At 41.5% G+C, this 18,193-nt stretch carries 18 protein-coding genes and 1 other annotated feature; of the genes, 8 read left to right on the forward strand and 10 right to left on the reverse strand.

Annotated elements, in window-relative coordinates:
- Window positions 1-113: 113 nt before the first annotated feature.
- The 4 genes from NFR46_RS00580 to trxA are packed head-to-tail and all read left to right on the forward strand — an operon-like array spanning window position 114 to window position 3,099.
- Entirely contained in the window at window positions 114-1,091 is a 978-nt protein-coding gene (locus NFR46_RS00580) for a linear amide C-N hydrolase (protein WP_251573915.1), read from the forward strand.
- Entirely contained in the window at window positions 1,092-2,027 is a 936-nt protein-coding gene (locus NFR46_RS00585; protein ID WP_251573917.1) for an RluA family pseudouridine synthase, read from the forward strand.
- Entirely contained in the window at window positions 2,015-2,779 is a 765-nt protein-coding gene (locus NFR46_RS00590) for a TerC family protein (RefSeq protein WP_251573919.1), read from the forward strand. The genes NFR46_RS00585 and NFR46_RS00590 overlap by 13 nt, the downstream gene beginning before the upstream one ends.
- Window positions 2,779-3,099: a thioredoxin gene (gene trxA, locus NFR46_RS00595; protein WP_251573920.1), complete on the forward strand. Its 321-nt coding sequence runs from the start codon at window positions 2,779-2,781 to the stop codon at window positions 3,097-3,099. The genes NFR46_RS00590 and trxA overlap by 1 nt, the downstream gene beginning before the upstream one ends.
- A 150-nt stretch (window positions 3,100-3,249) precedes the next feature.
- On the opposite strand, the gene NFR46_RS00600 is transcribed toward trxA, so the two are convergent.
- The 6 genes from NFR46_RS00600 to trpX all read right to left on the reverse strand — a co-directional run bounded on the left by NFR46_RS00600 (window position 3,250) and on the right by trpX (window position 8,362).
- The gene (locus NFR46_RS00600; RefSeq protein ID WP_251573922.1) at window positions 3,250-4,584 is read right to left on the reverse strand and encodes an MATE family efflux transporter; all 1,335 of its coding nucleotides are present in this window, start codon (window positions 4,582-4,584) and stop codon (window positions 3,250-3,252) included.
- 123 nt (window positions 4,585-4,707) lie between these two features.
- Window positions 4,708-5,037: an ArsR/SmtB family transcription factor gene (locus tag NFR46_RS00605; protein WP_251573924.1), complete on the reverse strand. Its 330-nt coding sequence runs from the start codon at window positions 5,035-5,037 to the stop codon at window positions 4,708-4,710.
- A 38-nt stretch (window positions 5,038-5,075) separates the two neighbouring features.
- Window positions 5,076-5,642: a cadmium resistance transporter gene (locus tag NFR46_RS00610; RefSeq protein ID WP_251573926.1), complete on the reverse strand. Its 567-nt coding sequence runs from the start codon at window positions 5,640-5,642 to the stop codon at window positions 5,076-5,078.
- 77 nt (window positions 5,643-5,719) lie between these two features.
- Entirely contained in the window at window positions 5,720-6,484 is a 765-nt protein-coding gene (locus NFR46_RS00615) for an ABC transporter ATP-binding protein (protein ID WP_251573927.1), read from the reverse strand.
- Window positions 6,477-7,376: an ABC transporter permease gene (locus NFR46_RS00620; RefSeq protein ID WP_251573929.1), complete on the reverse strand. Its 900-nt coding sequence runs from the start codon at window positions 7,374-7,376 to the stop codon at window positions 6,477-6,479. Before NFR46_RS00620 ends, NFR46_RS00615 begins: the two co-directional genes overlap by 8 nt.
- Window positions 7,373-8,362, reverse strand: coding sequence for a tryptophan ABC transporter substrate-binding protein (gene trpX, locus NFR46_RS00625; protein ID WP_251573931.1), 990 nt, complete (start codon window positions 8,360-8,362; stop codon window positions 7,373-7,375). The genes NFR46_RS00620 and trpX overlap by 4 nt, the downstream gene beginning before the upstream one ends.
- 387 nt (window positions 8,363-8,749) lie before the next feature.
- Between trpX and NFR46_RS00630 the strand changes: the two genes are divergently transcribed.
- The 3 genes from NFR46_RS00630 (at window position 8,750) to NFR46_RS00640 (ending at window position 11,778) form a co-directional block, all read left to right on the forward strand.
- Window positions 8,750-10,291, forward strand: a complete 1,542-nt coding sequence (locus NFR46_RS00630; protein ID WP_251573933.1) for an ABC-F family ATP-binding cassette domain-containing protein — start codon at window positions 8,750-8,752, stop codon at window positions 10,289-10,291.
- 42 nt (window positions 10,292-10,333) lie between these two features.
- A complete protein-coding gene (locus tag NFR46_RS00635) occupies window positions 10,334-11,116 on the forward strand; it encodes a putative ABC transporter permease (protein WP_251573934.1) in 783 nt (260 codons plus the stop codon).
- Between the two features lie 68 nt (window positions 11,117-11,184).
- A complete protein-coding gene (locus tag NFR46_RS00640) occupies window positions 11,185-11,778 on the forward strand; it encodes a glycoside hydrolase family 73 protein (protein ID WP_251573936.1) in 594 nt (197 codons plus the stop codon).
- Between the two features lie 232 nt (window positions 11,779-12,010).
- Here NFR46_RS00640 and brnQ read toward each other — a convergent pair whose 3' ends face one another.
- Together brnQ and NFR46_RS00650 are read right to left on the reverse strand one after the other, a co-directional pair.
- On the reverse strand, window positions 12,011-13,390 hold the full coding sequence (brnQ, locus tag NFR46_RS00645; RefSeq protein WP_251573938.1) for a branched-chain amino acid transport system II carrier protein: 1,380 nt from the start codon (window positions 13,388-13,390) through the stop codon (window positions 12,011-12,013).
- An 83-nt stretch (window positions 13,391-13,473) separates the two neighbouring features.
- Window positions 13,474-13,716 (reverse strand) — a binding site (T-box leader).
- Between the two features lie 66 nt (window positions 13,717-13,782).
- Window positions 13,783-15,024 (reverse strand): DUF2325 domain-containing protein, encoded by a 1,242-nt coding sequence (locus NFR46_RS00650; protein WP_251573940.1) that lies wholly within the window; start codon window positions 15,022-15,024, stop codon window positions 13,783-13,785.
- 125 nt (window positions 15,025-15,149) lie between these two features.
- Here NFR46_RS00650 and NFR46_RS00655 point away from each other — a divergent pair, with 125 nt between their 5' ends.
- Window positions 15,150-16,229 (forward strand): DHHA1 domain-containing protein, encoded by a 1,080-nt coding sequence (locus tag NFR46_RS00655; protein WP_251573942.1) that lies wholly within the window; start codon window positions 15,150-15,152, stop codon window positions 16,227-16,229.
- A gap of 193 nt (window positions 16,230-16,422) precedes the next feature.
- Here NFR46_RS00655 and NFR46_RS00660 read toward each other — a convergent pair whose 3' ends face one another.
- Both NFR46_RS00660 and NFR46_RS00665 read right to left on the reverse strand, forming a co-directional pair.
- Window positions 16,423-17,073 carry an HAD family hydrolase gene (locus NFR46_RS00660; protein ID WP_251573943.1) on the reverse strand — a complete coding sequence of 217 codons (651 nt, stop codon included), beginning with the start codon at window positions 17,071-17,073 and terminating at the stop codon, window positions 16,423-16,425.
- A 133-nt stretch (window positions 17,074-17,206) separates the two neighbouring features.
- Complete coding sequence (locus tag NFR46_RS00665; protein WP_251573945.1) at window positions 17,207-18,106, reverse strand: proline-specific peptidase family protein; 900 nt, start codon at window positions 18,104-18,106, stop codon at window positions 17,207-17,209.
- Between the last annotated feature and the right edge of the window lie 87 nt (window positions 18,107-18,193).

The raw sequence follows: 18,193 nt of genomic DNA on the forward strand, positions 1-18,193 counted from the left end.
AATCCTATTCAACTATTTTAACAGACAAAAGTAAAGCGGTCTAAAAGCAAAAATATAACTATTTCCCGGGAAATCATATAGACTTAAAAATAAAGGTTAGGAGGAAAGCGATCATGTGCACGAGTATTTACCAAGTGACATTAGATAAAACACATTTACTAGCTAGAACAATGGATTGGCCAAAATTAGCCGTTTCCCCATTATTTGTTCCCCGGCAATTTCAATGGGCGACGGCATTTGACCACCGAGTTTATACCAATAAATACGCAATGGTTGGTGGTGGGAGCCTTTCAGCAACCAGAATTGATGTTTCGGATGGTGTTAATGAGTATGGCTTAATGGCGCAAAAATTAACCTTTGCTAATGGTGCTCACTGCGTTGATGAGCGGGAGCAGAATAAGGTTCAACTAGCAGCATATGAATTTGTTTTTTGGCTTTTGGGAAATTTTCGTACCGTAGCTGAGATAGAAGAGCATTTTGATGAAGTAGAATTGATGAGTGAAAAGAATAGCGATACCAAGTACGGTAATCCGGAACTTCACTTTGCAGTAGCTGATCGGACGGGGAGGGTCGTTGTGATTGAACCAACCCGTAATCCACTAAGGGTGGTTGAGAACCCATTAGGTGTTGTAACTAACAGTCCTAATTTTGAAAAGCAGCTTCAGCAAATGGAAAAGTACGTTGAATTTACACCTGAGTTTATGGAGCACCGGGTTCCTTTGAATACACCCCGGGTAACTACTGGTCGTCTTTCAGGCAAAACGAATCCTCCAGGCTATTATTCACCGAGTGCTCGCTTTATTCGGGCAGCCTACCTAAAAGAACGATCGGACGTACCACGAGACGAGAAGCATGGGGTGATTAGTGAATGGCACTTATTGGATAGTGTGACTGTTCCGCAAAATACTCGTCACCAAAAGACTTATTCCGTATACCGTGCAGTGACGGTGGCAGAAAGTTGCAGTTATTATTTTCAACCATACCATCGGGGAGATATTACTAAGCTACAGTTAACACCAGAAATGCTGAGTTGGGACAAGCCAAAAGTTTATAATGTTCCTGATCAGTTAACCGTTAGGGAGGTTAAATAAATGGTTGCATTTCGATGGCAGATCCAAGAACGATTGAGTGATGAACAACCCTTAGTTACATTGCGTGAGTTGCTCCAACACCAGTGGCTCCTTCCCAAACGCTTTGTCCATTACTTGCGGAGCCGGCGCCAAGTATTAATAAACCAGGAATACCATTCGGTAAACACGGTTGTTCATCCTGGAGACCAGATTACCCTGTTGTTTCAGGGAGATGAATTTCGTCACCCGGGAAATAACAGGTACCTCCTAACGACTAATCCTCATCTGAATATTTTGTATGAGAACCGCGATTTGCTTGTTGTTAATAAGCCGCGAGGACAAAAGAGTCATCCCAATGAAGAGGGTGAGACAGGAACATTAATGAATGATGTTGCTGGCTATTTACACCATCAAGCCTACATGGTTCACCGGATTGATCTGCAAACGAGTGGAGCAGTGATTGTTGCTAAGAACCCAATAGTTGTCCCAATTTTGAACAGGTTTATTAGTCAGGGGCAAATCCACCGGGAATACTTAGCACTAGTTAGTGGACACTTAACTGGAAAAGGAGAGTGGAATTGGCCGATTGGGGATGATCCAAGCGATCCATGGCGGCGGATGGTGAATGGAAAAAATGCTCAGCCAGCGCAAACGTTCTTTCATGTTTTAGCCACTAATGAAAAGTATTCACTCGTCCATTTGCGTTTAGGGACGGGGAGAACTCACCAACTCCGGGTGCATCTTGCTCACAGTGGGCACCCAATTGTTGGTGATCCGATCTATAATCCTGAATCTAACGGTGGAATGCTTCTACATGGAAGAAAGCAACGATTGGTATTACCATTTTCTAATAGTCAATTGGAGATTACGGCACCCCTCCCTCCCTATTTTGAGCAAGATCTGCTAAAATATCATTGTAGAATAATTAAAAAGGGGGACACTTGTTGTCACTTTTAGGAAAACTGTATGGTCCATTTTTTGATGGTCACAATTGGGCGACTGTCATTACTTCAGGCCAGGATTGGTTAATTATTTTTTCCTTGGTTTTGATTGAATGTATACTGTCAGTTGATAATGCGATTGTTTTAGCTGCGCAAACCCGAGTATTGCCATCATTAAAGGAGCAGGAAGAATCGCTCTTTTATGGGATCTGGGGTTCGTATATTTTCCGGTTCTTGGTAATTGGATTGGGAACTTACCTGATTCATTTCTGGGAAATTAAAGTTCTAGGATCGATATATTTAATCTACTTGGTATACCGGTTCTTCAGTTCAAAGTTCTCTGGTAAGGATAAACCAAAGAAGAAAAAACGGACATTTAAATTTGGTTCAAAATTAACCGGGCGAAAATTGTTCTGGTCAGTTGTGGTTCAAATTGAAATGATGGATATCATCTTTTCAATTGATTCTGTTTTAGCTTCGTTGGCGGTTTCCAATAATCCGGTAATTGTCCTAATCGGTGGGATGATTGGGATCGCATGTATGCGGGGAGTCGCTGAAGTGATTATGAAGCTAATGCGGAAGATCCCTGAACTTGAACCAATGGCTTACGTGTTAATCTTTATTATTGCGATCAAGCTATTTCTTACGATTCCAGCAATTGATATTGAGATCCCATCCAGTGTCTTTGGAATCTTTGTTTTAATTGTCTTTGTGGCAACGTTAGTGATCCACTATCTTCGTCGACCACGAAAAGGGGAGGAAGAATGATGGCAGAAGAAATTACAGATCTGACTTTTGCGGCGGCAACTAAAGATGTCCCACTGGCGATCGTTGACTTTTGGGCGCCATGGTGTGGTCCATGTAAGATGATGGCACCATCCTTAGAAAACCTCGAAAAGAAGTATGGTCAACAAATCAAATTCTTTAAAATCAATGTTGATGACAATAAAGAATTGGCATCCAAGTATAAAATTATGAGCATTCCAACCCTTCTCCTGCTCCGAGATGGTGTTGCTAAAGAAAAAGTCACCGGCTTCTATCCCCAAGTCAAACTCGATCATTATTTGGAGAGAAAGGTAAGGGAATAGAGTGTGAGCCAGCGAAGGACTTGCGGAAGGCTAGCAAGTCTCTGGCAAGCACGTTTTCGACTATACAGCCTAGAACTAATAAATAACAAAATCACCCACCAACATCTTATTTAACTAGAATGTTGGTGGGTGATTATTTATTTTAGTTAACTAATTCTTATCCTTATCAAAATGCGGTTGGTAAAACTTAAAGAAGATTAATGCAAGGATGAATGTTAGAACATCAGAGCAAGCTTGAGCTGCTAGGATCCCGTTGTATCCAAAGAAGTGGTTAAGGATCTCAATTGCAATGGCAAAGATTAATCCTTGCCGGCTAAAGGAAAGCCAAAAGGCAGGAACGGCCTTTCCCATTGATTGGAAGGATGTCGTAAAGACTAAGATAATCCCGGCGAGAGTGGTAGAAATAGTAAGCCACCGGATCATTCCAGTCCCTTCTCGGACAATCACCGGATCGGTCATAAAGAAGCGGATAACCGTTGGCGCAAAAGCAAATAAGATGATGGTTAAGATAAGCGCTAATGAAGCGACCACCATTAGATCAAACCGGATTACCTTATTAAAGCGTTCTTCATTTTTAGCACCGTATGAATAACCAATTAATGGTTGGGCACCAAAGGCAAATCCGGCCATCACCATCCCAATGATCATACTAACTTTAAGGGCAATTCCCATTGCGGCAACACTTGAAGCACCGTATGCAATTAAATAACGGTTAGTTAAAGCAGTCGCAATTGTTGCCATCACGTTGGTAACGGAGGCCGGGATCCCAATTGCGTAAATTTCCGCTTGTAGGTGAAAACTAATTTTTGTTTCGTGGATCGAAGTGGTTAATTTCTTACTCTTATAATGGGTATAGTAAATCATAATAATGTCACTAATTACGGTACTGGTGACAGTAGCGAGTGCGGAACCAGCTGCCCCTAAACCACAGGTGAAAATGAAAATTGGGTTAAGGACGATGTTAATTCCTGTTCCCACCATACTGGCAATCATTGATTGAACTGCAAGACCTTCAGTACGAAGAATGTTAGTTGGTGTTAACCCGAAGATGACAAAGGTTGCACCCCACGCCATAACAAGGTAGTATTCACGAGCATACTTCCAGGTGCTTGGTGAAGCACCTAAGAGATGAAGAATCGGTGTTTGGAATACTACCATAATAATTGTGACAATAATTCCACAAACGATTGATGCGTAAAAACAGTAGCCACTAACAAAACGACCAAGCTTATCCTGACGTTCACCGAAAAGCCGGGAAATTACAGAGCTACCACCAAGACCAAAAATATCCCCAATTGCAATCATCAAGGTAAAGATCGGTGCCCCTTGGGAAACACCGGCAACTAGGTCCGGGTTCCCAGTTTTTGAAACGAAAAAGGTGTCGACCATGTTATAAATTAAAGTCACGGTCATACTGATAACGACGGGCATTGCTAAGGTGAAATAGGCTCGCTTGATTGAAGTGTGTTCAAATAGTTCGTTCATCTTGTTCCTCCATTTAAAATCCAAAAGATTATTTTACATGGGGGAGGTGAGAAGAAGCAAATTATGGAGAATAATATAAGACAAAGAGAAGAACTAAAGGCTTATTTTAGCTTCTAGTTCTTTTTAATGCATATTCTTCGGGTGTGGTTCACCCTTAATTTCATGTTTAACGTGGTTCAGCATATCATCAATCATTTCAACGACGTGAGGGTCATCCAAGAGATAAAAGACTTGGGTGCCTTCTTTTCGTCGACAAACTAATTGGTAGCGATAAAGGATATGGAGTTGCTTCGAAATGATCGGTTGGGCGAGGCCGAGATCGCTGACCATTGTTTTGACATTTACTTCATGATGTTGGTAACGAAGATAATAAAGAATTTTGATCCTTGTACTATTACTTAAGACCTTATAGATTTTCGCGGCTTCATCAATTAGTTCTGATGCGGGGGTCAATATTAACGCGCTCCTTTCAACGAGGTAACTAGTTAATATTATACCAAGAGCTTGAAGAGGTGGCGAATAAGGTCACTATCCCAGAAGACGTACAAACCAACACCAATATAAATTACTTTCATTAGGATCTCGCTGTAACGTTCCATTAACCGGTTAACTACCGGTAGGTTACCGACTAACTTAATAATAATCACCGCAATGATCGCTAAGATGATAACGAAAGGGATAGTTAATAAAAAGCGGTTATAGGAAAGAACAGTAAGGATGGGAAGAAAGATGGAAAGGTTACATCCAGAACAAACAGCTAAATATGTAATTAGTGTGGTAAGTACCGGACGGGTATTGGTTTTACCGTTAAATTCCTCATCATTATCGTGAAGTGCCATATAAATTGGTAAAATACCAAGAAAACCAAGTACCCACTCAGGAAGAAAGAGTCCCAATAATTTACCGACAAAGAAACTGATCGTGATTAGAATTATCAGGCCAATGACATAGCCAATAATTACGTCCTTCACCCTATAACGGTTAAGAAGAAAGAGAAGGATCACAAAAAAATCCAGGTTAACAGCGAGAAAGGTAATCAGGATAATCCACCAATTCATAATAAAAGCTCCTTTAAAATCAAACATTCCAAAAATGATATGTTTAAAATATACCATTTTTGGAATATTATCAAGAGCTAATCTTCAAAATATGAATAAAGCTTGTCAGTATTGAGTTGACGTTTTTCATCGCCCGTAATGTCAGCCTTAATTTGACCATCCTTTAAGACGATTAGCCGGTTTCCGTAGGTGATGGCATCCTCTAAATGGTGGGTGATCATAAGTGCGGTAAGGTGATCCTGGTTGATCCGTTCATTGGTTGCGTGGAGCAAGTTTAAACTGGTATGCGGGTCAAGGGCTGCCGTGTGTTCATCTAGTAGCAGGATATCAGGACGCTTGAGAGTTGCCATGAGGAAGCTAAGGGATTGACGCTGACCACCAGAAAGAGCTCCGGTGGCTGTAGTCATTCGGTTTTCGAGACCATTGTTCATGGTTGCTGCAAGTTTAGTAAAGCGTTCCATGTTTTGCTTTAATTTCCGGAGGACTAGGTGTCGCTTTTCACCACGCTTTGTTGCTAATAGCATATTTTCCGCAACTGTCATCCGGGGAGCAGTTCCTAATTTGGGATCCTGGAAGACGCGGGCGAGAAAGGTTGTTCGTTGTTCTTCGGTTGAACTGGTAATATCTTTACCGTTGTGGAGAATTTGACCACTATCGGCACGCAGGTTACCACCAATAACGTTGAACAGGGTTGATTTACCAGCACCGTTAGTTCCGACAATGGTAATGAAGTCACCTTCGTTAATTTTAAGGTTAATCCCCTTAAGGATCGTGGTCTCGTTTGCGGTCCCCTTATTAACGATGGTCTTAACATCTTTTAGTTGCAAGATTGGTTTACTCATGTGGCTGCACTCCCTTCACGACTGTTTTTCTTAAGTTAACGAATTTTTCAACTTGTGGTAACATCATGCAGATTGCAAGGACGATCGATGAGATAAGGTTGAGGTTGTTGGCGGAGAATCCTAGTTGTAATACGGCTAACAAGATTAACCGGTAAATGATTGAACCAAGGGTAACCGCAACCAGCCGCTGGTTAAGGGTTAGATCACCGAAGGCCACTTCACCAATGATGATTGACGCCAGGGCGATAACGATTGTTCCAATCCCCATATTAACGTCAGCATAACCATTACTTTGGGCTACTAAAGCACCACAAAGGGCTACCATTCCGTTTGAAACCATTAAACCAACGTTAACCATTGAATCTGTGTGGATCCCCAGTGACTTGGCCATTGTCGGGTTATCACCGGTAGCGATAAATCCTTGACCATAATCAGTCGCTAAGAAAAGCATCATCAAGACGGTGATAACGACAATGACAATTAATCCAACAGTTACACTATCGAAGAATTGGGGAAGACTGCGGAGAAAACTACCATTAAAGAGGGTGGGTTTTCCTAGTAATGAGATATTGGATTTCCCCATGATCCGTAAATCAACGGAGTAAATCGCGGTCATGGTTAAAATTCCGGCTAAAAGGCTGGGAATTTTTCCCTTGGTATAAAGGAGACCAGTGATTAAACCGGCAATCATTCCGGCCCCGATTGCTAATAAGGTTGCGAGAAAGGGGTTAATGCCGTTTGCAATCGCAGTAACTGCGGTAGCGGCCCCTAGAGGAAAGGTTCCTTCAACAGTCATGTCGGCAAAATCTAAGATTCTAAATGTAAGGTAAAGGCCGAGACCAAGGAGGGCCCAGAGAAGACCTTGACCAATAGCTGAAACGATTAAATTCATTTGTATACTTCCCCCTTTGTCTGTGCTTCATGTTCGAATCGGGCAGGGATTTGCAAGTGGAGTTTCCGTGCCTGCTTAATGTTAAGAACGGGTTCACCGTGTTGAACGTATTCAATCGGCATGTTACCAACCTTTTTACCTTTAAGGACTTTGACGGTCATTTTGGCGCTCATTACACCAAGCTTATATTGGTTAACACTGTACGTGGCCACACCGCCTTGCTTAACCATTGTATCGGTAGCTGGGAAGATCGGCTTATTTACCGCATTCGCGTTTTTAACTAGCGTTTGCATTGCCCCGGCGACTGTGTTATCCGTTGGGACAATTACAGCATTGACCTGACTCAGCATCTGCTGGGAAACCTGGTTCAAGTCGTTACTATTTGAGATTGAATAGGCTTTAAGCTGGATGTGCATTTTCTTGCATTCACGGGCAATTTGGTGGTAGCCGGTTATTCCAGAACTATCATTTGAGGTATAGATGACACCGAGCGTTTTAAGGTTAGGAATAAATTGCTTAATTAAAGTTAATTGCTGGTGAACCGGAGCTAGGTCAGAAACGCCACTAATGTTGCCACCTGGATGATGGTTATTCTTAACTAAGCCAGCTCCTTGAGGATTTGAAACTGCACCAAGAATAATTGGCGTTTTATTAGTTGAATTTGCTAATGCTTGTGAGGCAGGGGTAGTAATCCCAAAGAGGACCGTTGGATTATTATTAGTTAAAGTGTTGGCCATAGTTTTAAGATTACTTTGGTCACCATTAGCGTTCTCATATTCAATTTTGATATTTTTACCGTTATGGTAACCTTCTTTAGCTAGTTCATCGATAAAACCCTTATAAATCTGATCCAATGCTGGATGGTGCATTAACGTTAGTACCCCAACTTTTGGAACCCGCTGCTTGATAGTACCGTGATTTTCAGTAAAAAAGGCAATCCCGAGAAAACCAAGTAGGAGGACAATCACCGTGTACATCCTTTTCATAAGTTCAACTTCCTTTCTAAAGAAAAACGGGAAACCACATGCAAATGGCTTCCCGCTTTTAAGCAAAAGAAAAGCCTGCATGTAGGATCCATGCAGACTGAATAAATGATCACTTCTCAGCCGGCACAGATGCAATCTGTCATCTCAGGTTGCATCCATGACGAATTCAACCCGAACTACCGGCTTTGCCAAGTATTTAACTTCGTAGTGTGAGACTTAATCATTTAACTTTCTCCCGTTCATATAAGATTGTCTATAGTTTAGCGAAGGAGAATCTGGATGTCAAGGTGAAAAAGGACATCTGACATTAATTAGTTTGGAGGGGAAATTGATTTGTGTTACCATATTAATCAGTTTAAACGGCAAAAATGAGGAGAGAGAAAAGACATGGCAGTATTAGACGTCAAGGGATTGACGATGAGTTATGCAGATAAGCAACTCTATGATGATGCAAGCTTTCAACTTGAGAAGCACGAACACATGGGGATTGTTGGCCAAAATGGTGCCGGAAAGAGTACCCTCATCAAAATTTTAATTGGAAAGGTTCTCCCGGTTTCTGGGACGGTAACCTGGGCAAAGAACGTTAAGATCGGTTACCTTGATCAGTATGTTGATATTCCTAAAGGGATGACGCTGATCAAGTTTCTTCATACTGCCTTTTCGGACCTGTACGAGATCAATAATCGGATGAATAAGCTGTATGAAGAGTATGCACAAAAGATGGACGATGAGTTATTAACCAAAGCTGGTCGGCTTCAAGAACAACTAGACGCTCATAACTTCTACGATATTGAAACGGAAGTTGAGCGAGTAATGAATGGTTTGGGGTTAACCGAAATCGGTAAGGATCACGTTGTTTCCGAATTGAGTGGTGGTCAACGTTCAAAGATTATTTTGGCAAAGATGTTGCTTGAAAAGCCTGACGTGATCCTGCTTGATGAACCGACAAACTACCTTGATACCGCCCACATTGAATGGTTGATTGATTATTTAAATGACTTTGATGGTGCGGCAATGATTATTTCTCATGACTATGATTTTCTGGAACAAGTGACGAACACGATCTGTGACGTTGCTTTTGGAAAAATCACCAAGTACCGGGGAAGTTTTGAACAAGCAATGCGGCAAAAGGAAGAACGAAAAGAAACTCAGGAACGTGAATACGAAAAGCAACAGGTTGTAATTGAAAAGACTGAACGGTTTATTCGGAAAAATAAGGCTGGTTCTAAGTCTACAATGGCAAAATCACGGGAAAAGATGCTGGCACGGATGAAGCGGATTGATCCACCTGCAGACAATTTAAAAGCTACCTTTAAATTCCCGTATGAAAACACCGGATCAGCCAATGCACTTCGGGTAGAAAAACTCTCCGTTGGGTATGGCCACCCGTTGCTTGCACCAGTTACGTTTTCAATGACGATGGGAGAAAAACTTCTCTTTACAGGATTTAATGGGGTTGGTAAATCAACTTTAATTAAGTCGATCTTAAAGAAGATTCCTGCATTAGGAGGTACAGCAACCTTTTCACCATCTGCTCGGATTAATTACTTTGATCAGGATCTAGAATGGAATGATCCTTCATTAACGCCATTGCAAACAATTCAAAATATGTTTCCAACAATGCAACCGAAAACTATCCGCCAGAAGTTAGCGCGGGCCGGAATTAACGCGGCAAACACAATGAAGCCTCTTCACCTGCTTTCTGGTGGGGAACAAACCAAGGTTAAGCTAGCAATCTTAGAGTTAACACCATCGAATTTCCTGATCATGGATGAACCGACTAACCACCTTGATGATGAAACTAAAGAAGGGTTAAAGACTGCCCTTCAAAATTTCCCGGGAAATTTAATTTTAGTTAGCCACGAACAAAGTTTTTATGAAGGCTGGCTTGATAAGATCCTGAATGTGGAAAAGCTTAGTTTAAAGTAGAAAAGTATGAGACAATAATTGATGAAGGGAGGATGCGGGATCATGCATTACTCATTATCAGAAATTATTGTCTTATTTTTTACCTATTCAGTAGTTGGCTGGTTATGGGAAACTTTTTACTGCTCAATTAAGGATCATCACTATGCATATCGTGGCTTTCTTTTTGGTCCATATTGTCCAGTTTATGGTTTTGCCATTACCACGATCCTAATTACTGCGGAACCCGTTAAGAATAATATTATTCTCCTGTTTATTGTCGGCTTTATCGTTGCTAGCATTTTTGAATATTTTGCTAGTTTGTTTTTGGAAAAGTTTTTTCACATGAAACTTTGGGATTACTCCAAATTGAAGGGAAATATCCAGGGAAGGGTTGCTCCTGAGATTTCATTATTTTGGGGAATTGGTGTTGTTTTTCTGGTTAGGGATATTCAACCATTTGTCCAGCGAATAATTAACTGGGAAGAAACCAAAACACATGGTTGGTTAGCGGCCATAATAGTCATTGCTATGGGAACAGATATGGTCTTAACCATGTTCAGTGTCCACAAGCTTCATATTTCTACCAAACAGTGGGATAACCGGATTAATCAACGCCTGGAGAACTTGCGTCAGCGGATTCGTGAAGCAGGTCCAGAAGAAGGGCAGCGGTTGCATCAACGGTTGGCTAACTGGTGTGCGGAAATTATTGACAATGGCGAATTACAACGGTTTAACCACAAGCTTTCTTGGAACCAACGGCGGTTAATTAAGAGCTTCCCGAAGATGAAGATTACCGACACCAAGCACTTTAATGAAATTAAGAAAAACTTGGTAAAGAAGTCTTAAAAGTCCTCACTTAGAATAAAAGAATGTTTTATAATAAGCGACGAATACTTTCTAAAGAGGAATAAAAAATGAAAAAAGAAACCAAAATAATTTCTGCAATTACAGTTATCTTTTTAGTGGTTGTTTTTACGATTTGTGGATTAACAATTAAAAACAGTCCATTGTCAGGATACCCACGGCAGATTCATGATCAGAATATGACCGTACAAGAATTTGTTTCTCAAGTAGCTCCGGCTGCCCAGCGTGAACAAAAAAAGTATGGAATTCCGGCAAGTATTACTATTGCGCAGGCAGGGCTAGAATCTCAGTGGGGGAATAGTCGTCTTGGTAATAAGTACAATAACTTGTTTGGGATGAAGGCAAACAAGGGTGAAGATAAGGTTCGAATGTACACCATTGAAAATATTAATGGCAAACAACGTTATATTCCTCAATACTTTGCCGTTTACCAAACTTGGGATGATTCGATTAAAGCTCATACGAACATAATCGTGAATGGGACTAAAGATAACCATCACCGTTTTGATGGTGTACGAACCAAAACTGACTACCAAAAAGCTGCCCAAGAACTACAAAAGAACGGCTACGCAACCGATCCCAACTACGCCAACAAACTCATCTACGCCATTCATAAATTCGGATTGGAGAAGTATGACAAGTAGTAGAGTGCCTTCGCTCCAAAGAGTTTCCGGAAAGCTAGCAATTTCTCCTGACGAAGGCGACTTGCACCTAGGAAGGAGGTTGCTAGCTCTAGCAGGTCCCTGGCGAGCACATTTCAACCTCGTTGCCTAGAATCTTCTTAGCTCGAGGAAGGTTAGAGCGAGTACAAAATTACACCAAAAACAGCACAGGATTTAATGTCCTGTGCTGTTTTTTACTTAATTTCTAACTTTATTAATTAACTTCCGTTTGGTTAATATTAACTCGATTGCGACGGAAGAAGTGGACAAGGAGACCAATAACTAACCCAACGAGAGCGGGAACAACCCATGAAAGTCCCATTGAAGCAAGTGGTAGCATACTTCTTACATTAGCTACCCAGAGACCAAATGAACTTTGACTAACAACTGCTGGGAAAGCAACCACCATATCACCGAGTGCTGGTACCACAGTTAAGAGGACAACGAAGAAGTAAACAACGCCATCGCGGTGGAAGAGTGGTGAAGCAACGGATAAGACAATCAAGACCATTGATAATGGGTAAAGGAACATGAGCATTGGTGTTGACCAAGCGATGATTTGATCTAAACCAAAGTTAGCAGTGAGGAATGAAGCCAGGCAGCTGAGAGCTAACCAGGTGTGGTAACTAACCTTTGGGAAGTGCTTATGAAAGTCTTGGGCAAACGCAGCGACTAATCCAACAGCAGTGGTTAAACAAGTAACGGTTAATAAGAAGGCTAAAACAACTTGACCAAAGGCACCAGCATAAGCGTTAACTAATTGGTTAAAAGCAACTCCACCATCAGGAGAAACCTTAAAACGACCAAGGGACATTGCACCAAGAACGATCAAGAGAAGGTAGATAAAGCCGATAGCACCAACAGCTAAGACACCTGACTTAGTAACAACTTTTGATACAGCACTGGGACGACGAACGCCCATCCCCTTGATTGCAGTCACAACTGTAACTCCGAAGGCAAGTCCTGCAAGAGCATCCATTGTGTTGTATCCTTCAAGGAAGCCGTTAGTAACCGCTGCATGAGTGTAAGCACTGGTTACCGGAGCGTTGGCTGGATTACCAAGAGGGTTAGCAAAGGCAACGACGAAGACCAAGAATAAGAGTGCGAGGAATACTGGGTTCAAAACCTTACCGACATTAGAAAGGATGCTATTTTCCTTGTAAGAGAATGCGAATGCTAAAGCAAAGAAAACAGCAGAGAAGAGGAAAAGGGCCCAACCTTGAGCAGCCTTGGGAACAAAAGGTGCCACCCCAACAGTGAATGAAACAGTAGCAGTTCGTGGTGTTCCGAATAAAGGACCGATAGTCGCGTGAATCAAAACCATGAAGACAAGGGCAAATACCGCACCAAGCGGACGACCAACATCATAAACCCCTTCTGCTCGGGTGACGGCGATGGCAAGAACAGAAAGTAACGGGAGTAAAACTCCAGTGACTAAAAATCCAAGAGCAGCTGGTCCCCAATTGGCCCCAGCTAATTGGCCAAGGTGAAGGGGAAAAATCAAGTTCCCAGCACCAAAGAATAACCCGAATAATAGCGAAGCAACAACTAAGTATTGCTTAAATGTTAACTTTTTTGTTGTTAAATCCTGCATAATCAATTCCTCCTAGGATATAAAAAGCATTTAATAATTGCTTTGATCCCAACAAAAAAGTCCCTTAACCAAAATTGCTTTGGTTAAGGGACGCTTGAGCGTGGTACCACCCTATCTTCGTATCATCATTGCTGATAATACCTTGTACGTACGGCCCGGGAATGAGCGATACGTCGGCACGTTAATGGGTGCTACCATTAAATCTTACTGTAGTTAAGATTTAAGCTCGAAAGTGATTTTCAATTAACGTTGAACCTATCTCCTTACACCTACCGAGACTCGCTGAAGGTTATCGTCAATCTACTCTTCTTTCTCATTGCGATCGAATAATTAAATTGTTGTTTACTATTCTAATGATTTTCTAATTAAAGTCAACAACTTTTTAGAATTTTTTATTTTTTCTCGTAATTTGCTAAATCTTCGCTCGTTTGTGCGTAGGCTGGATCACCATTTAATGCACGAGCAATTGCACGTTCTACAGCCGTATTTGTGGTTGTGTTGGCAATTGCTAATGGCTTTTCATAACGCTTTGCATGGTGGTTAGCAAGTTGACTAATCCGGTGATGGATCTTATCAATGCAGACCACAACAAAGTCGGCGTCACGAATTTCCCGTTTCATTTTACTGCTAGAAACCTTATCTTCCATGGAGGCATCGAGAGCGTGGTAAAGACCGTGGTGCTTGTCGACAACCGCCTTTAATTCTTGTGAACGTTCCCGATCACCAGTAATTACGAGAACAATTCGTTGCTTCAAATCGTAATCTAATTTTTTCTCATAATCATGTCGTGGGTGTGCAACCTTTTTAACTTGCTTTGGCTTTGCAGGTTGCTTAGTCGTATCAAAGTCTTGTTTTTCGTGTATCCAACGAATTGAACCATTCTTAGCATCTTCAAGACCGTTACCGTGATCGAAGTAGGCGTAGTCAATCACCATGCCAGCTTTAAGGTTTCGACCAGGAAATTTGAACGGATCAACGACAATGGTATTTGCGGAGGCTTCGTCGAGGATGGAGTTTCCTTTTAGTGTCGAATTGATCTGAAGAACGTCGGATCCAGGAACGCTGGTTAATTCAGCATATTCGATTACCTTAATTTTCTCTGGTTCATAGTCGTCAAGGTGATCAGCAGTTACCCGACGGATTGATGGGAGACCACGGACTGTTTGTTGGGGATCGAGTTGGACAATGTCACCATCTTCCACGGGAAAGTGAAGGGAGTGGATTAATGCTTCGTTGTAGTAACGGTGGTTAATCTCAGCACCACTTAGTTTCCGGTGGACCAAGTAGAGATCATCAGCGGCAAGTCGTTCTTTCTGTGAACCTGTTTCAACAGTAACAGGTTCAGGAGTAACTGAGTGGCTCAATGAACTAGTTGTAACTTCATGTGCTGGTCCCGTAAGGAGTGAAGAGTGACTTGCTTGACGGATTCGTGGGGTTGGTCGCTTGGCCTTATTCTCAGAATGGGGGATGCGTTTTGGCCGTTTCGTCACTGGACTTGGCGTTCCATCTTCATAGTGGTTTAAAATATTAATAACAGTGGTTAAACTTTGTAATGTTTGTTTGAGACTTTCTTGATCGTTACTGGTATTTTCCAATAGCTCAATTAGCTCATGACGATAATCATATAGTTGCATAGTACTTTATCCTTTCTAAATGCTTACTAATAATAATCATACCAAGAAGTTTATGAAGTGTCAGGACATAAGTACAGGTATCTTGTATAATTGATTAGGATAAAGCAAAGGGAATGGTATTAATTATGGCAAATCAGGTAATTAAAATTTTTTCACATAACGATTTGGATGGGTTCGGTGCACCCCTACTATTAGAAACCGTTAAAGAGACGATGTTTCCTAATTGTGAGTTTGATCTCACAAATTGTGGGGCCGGGCGGATCGATGAAGAGTTCGCCAAGTGGTTGCAAACAGCAGAAGCAAGTCGCGCTACGGATGTTTATATCATGGATATGACGCCGGATAGTGATTACACCTTTAAACAGTTAAATACTAACTTTGCCAACCACTGGCTAGTATTTGATCACCACGAGACGGAAGCGGAGTTACGGGAACAGTATTCTGCCAATAGTATTCGTCCTGCTAACCCAAAAATTAATCCAAGTGCAACGAGTCTTGTTTGGGATTGGCTAAAAGAGCAGCCTCACTTCACTGACCTTAGTGAGGAACGGCGTCAACAACTTGATTACCTGGTCGAACTTATTCGGGCATATGATACGTGGGACTGGCAAAATGATCCTGATATCAGTGAAGAAGAACGGGTTGCCGCAGATAACTTTGACCAACTATTCTGGTTCTACCCACTCCAGGATTCAGCATCATTTGTTGCAAACGTATTTAATGTTGGTTGGGAAGATTACGTAAAGCAGAACCAGCTTTTAATTAAGACCCTTAATGAGCGACGGGCAAAGTACTTGAAGAGCCACTTAAAAGATACCTTGATTACTAAAATTGATGGTCACCAATTAGGGTTAGTTTATGCTGATGACTATAAGTCCGAAATTGCCCACGAGTTATTAATTCAGCATCCTGATGTCGATGCTGCTTTGGTGATTAGTCCAGTGAGTGTTTCGTTAAGAAGTAATGGAAAGCTGGATGTGGCAAAGTTTGCTGAGAAATACTTTAATGGTGGTGGTCACGCAGATGCAGCTGGTGGCCGTCTTACCATTAACCCAATTGAGATTGGTGAGCAGGCTGTTGCCGATAACTTAGCTGAGGTAATTAAGAATAGCCAGCAAACAAAAGCAGAGAATAATACCGGAACCCTTGCGGATAACCTTGATCCTGAGGTTGCGGCTAAGATGGCACAATTATTTAAAAAATAAGTATGCAAGGGAGTGAGACAGAACTAGCTTGCTAGTTCGTTTTTCGACGCGAAGCTAGCCTCTGGGAACTCCCGCAAGCGCAAAGAGGGCTCTAGCGTTCGGAAAATCCGAACGTTAGAGCCCCTTTGTTGTACTGCGCTGTAGTATTTTTAACTGTGTTGATAACTTATGCCACAGCCTCTTGCGTATTTTTTTAATCAATTTTTAGTAAATCTTGTGGTTCATGAAGCGGATAGTCAGCATTTTGAATACTTTGGGGCTGTGATGAACCATATAAAGCACCGGCAAATTTGATTCCAGCATTATGGGCAGCTTTCAGATCATTAATGGTATCACCAACATAGACTGAATTTTCAGGACGGGCACCCATCTTTTCCATCGCTAACAGGATTGGGTCAGGATCGGGCTTATGCTTACTAGTTAATTCTTCAGTTACAACAACATCAAAGTATTTCGTCCAATCATAGTCGTTTACAAAATGATCCTGGTAGTCTTCCCGAACTTTGGACGTTGCAATTGCTAATTTGGCGTCTGACCGAGCAGCAAGATTCGTAATCATTTCTTTGATTCCAGGGAAAACTGTTACCAAGTTTTCACGTTGAAATGATAGTTTCCGCCATTCGTCAACCATTTCTGGAATATCCTCTTCTTTAACCCCAGCTTGGCGCAGAGAGTCAGCACCAGTAATTCCGAAGAGTTTCCGCTTTAATGAATCAACTTGGTCTTCGGGAACATGGTAGCCATGCTTTTCCATTACATCGATCATTGGTGGCATGTATTTCTCGTAAGTGTTGATGAGGGTTCCATCAATATCAAAAATGAAATTAGTAATTTGGTGTGCCATAAAGTAAACCTCGCAATCTTATGTTTTCCAATTCCATTGTATAATAAATGTGATCACGGATTAACCAATTGAATACTGATAAATAAAAAAGACTAGTTGATCGCCTAAAAAGGGATGAGCTAGTCTTTCATTATTATGCTTGTTCGCATTCACGAATAAAGTCGACCAGGTGCTTGTAGTAAACATCTGGATTATCAACCATGTGGTGGTGACCACCATTTGGCGTGGTAACGAACTTAGCGTTTGGAATTAATTCTGCCATCTTCTTACCAGTTGCAAGTGGCATTGATTCATGTTCACCAAAGGTAACAAGAGTAGGAACCTTGATGTTCTTTAGTTGATCACGGAAATGCCAATCCTTAAGCTTCCCGGTGATGACAAATTCGTTATCTCCTTGGAAAGCATTGTAAACGGCATCCCCACCAATATCTTTAAGGTGGTAAAGCTTCGAAGGTTGTTTCCGGTCAATGTAATTTTCATTCATTACTTGAACGTATTCTTGATACTTTGGATTGCTGTAGTCGTTCTTGGCTTCGCATTCCTTCATAAAGTCAACTGCTTCTTTAGAAAGGGTCTTTTCCCGGAGAGCATTAACGTTCTTAACGTAATCATCAATCTCATCAACCATTGATGAGATAATGGCACCCTTTAAGTGTTGGCCGTACTTAACAGCGTATTCTTGGACAAGCAAACCACCCCAGCTTTGGCCAATGAGGTAGAAGTTGTCGAGTCCAAGTTTTTCCCGTACTTCGTCAACTTCATCCAAAAAGTATTCGTAAGTTAAGTACTTCTTAGCAATTTTAGGATCTGAATAGTCTGGTTGGTCAGAATAAAGGGAACCAAGTTGGTCGTACATTGTAACTTGAACGTTTAACCCTTGTTTCTTTAACTGATCGGCAGCATCTTCCCAGTATTCATGGTTACCACCGGGACCACCATGAAGGGCTAATAGGTGAATATCACCTTCACCCTGAGTATTTGTCCAAAGATGGTAGCCATTATCTAGGGTAATGATCTTTGTTCCAGTTTTCATTTCTCCATCTCTCCTTTATTCGTATATTTATACGATATACAAACCATTTTAGCACAGGATCAAGTGGCTTGTGAAAAATAACGGGTT

It is taken from the genome of Limosilactobacillus agrestimuris, from assembly GCF_943193105.1.
Taxonomy (GTDB): domain Bacteria; phylum Bacillota; class Bacilli; order Lactobacillales; family Lactobacillaceae; genus Limosilactobacillus; species Limosilactobacillus agrestimuris.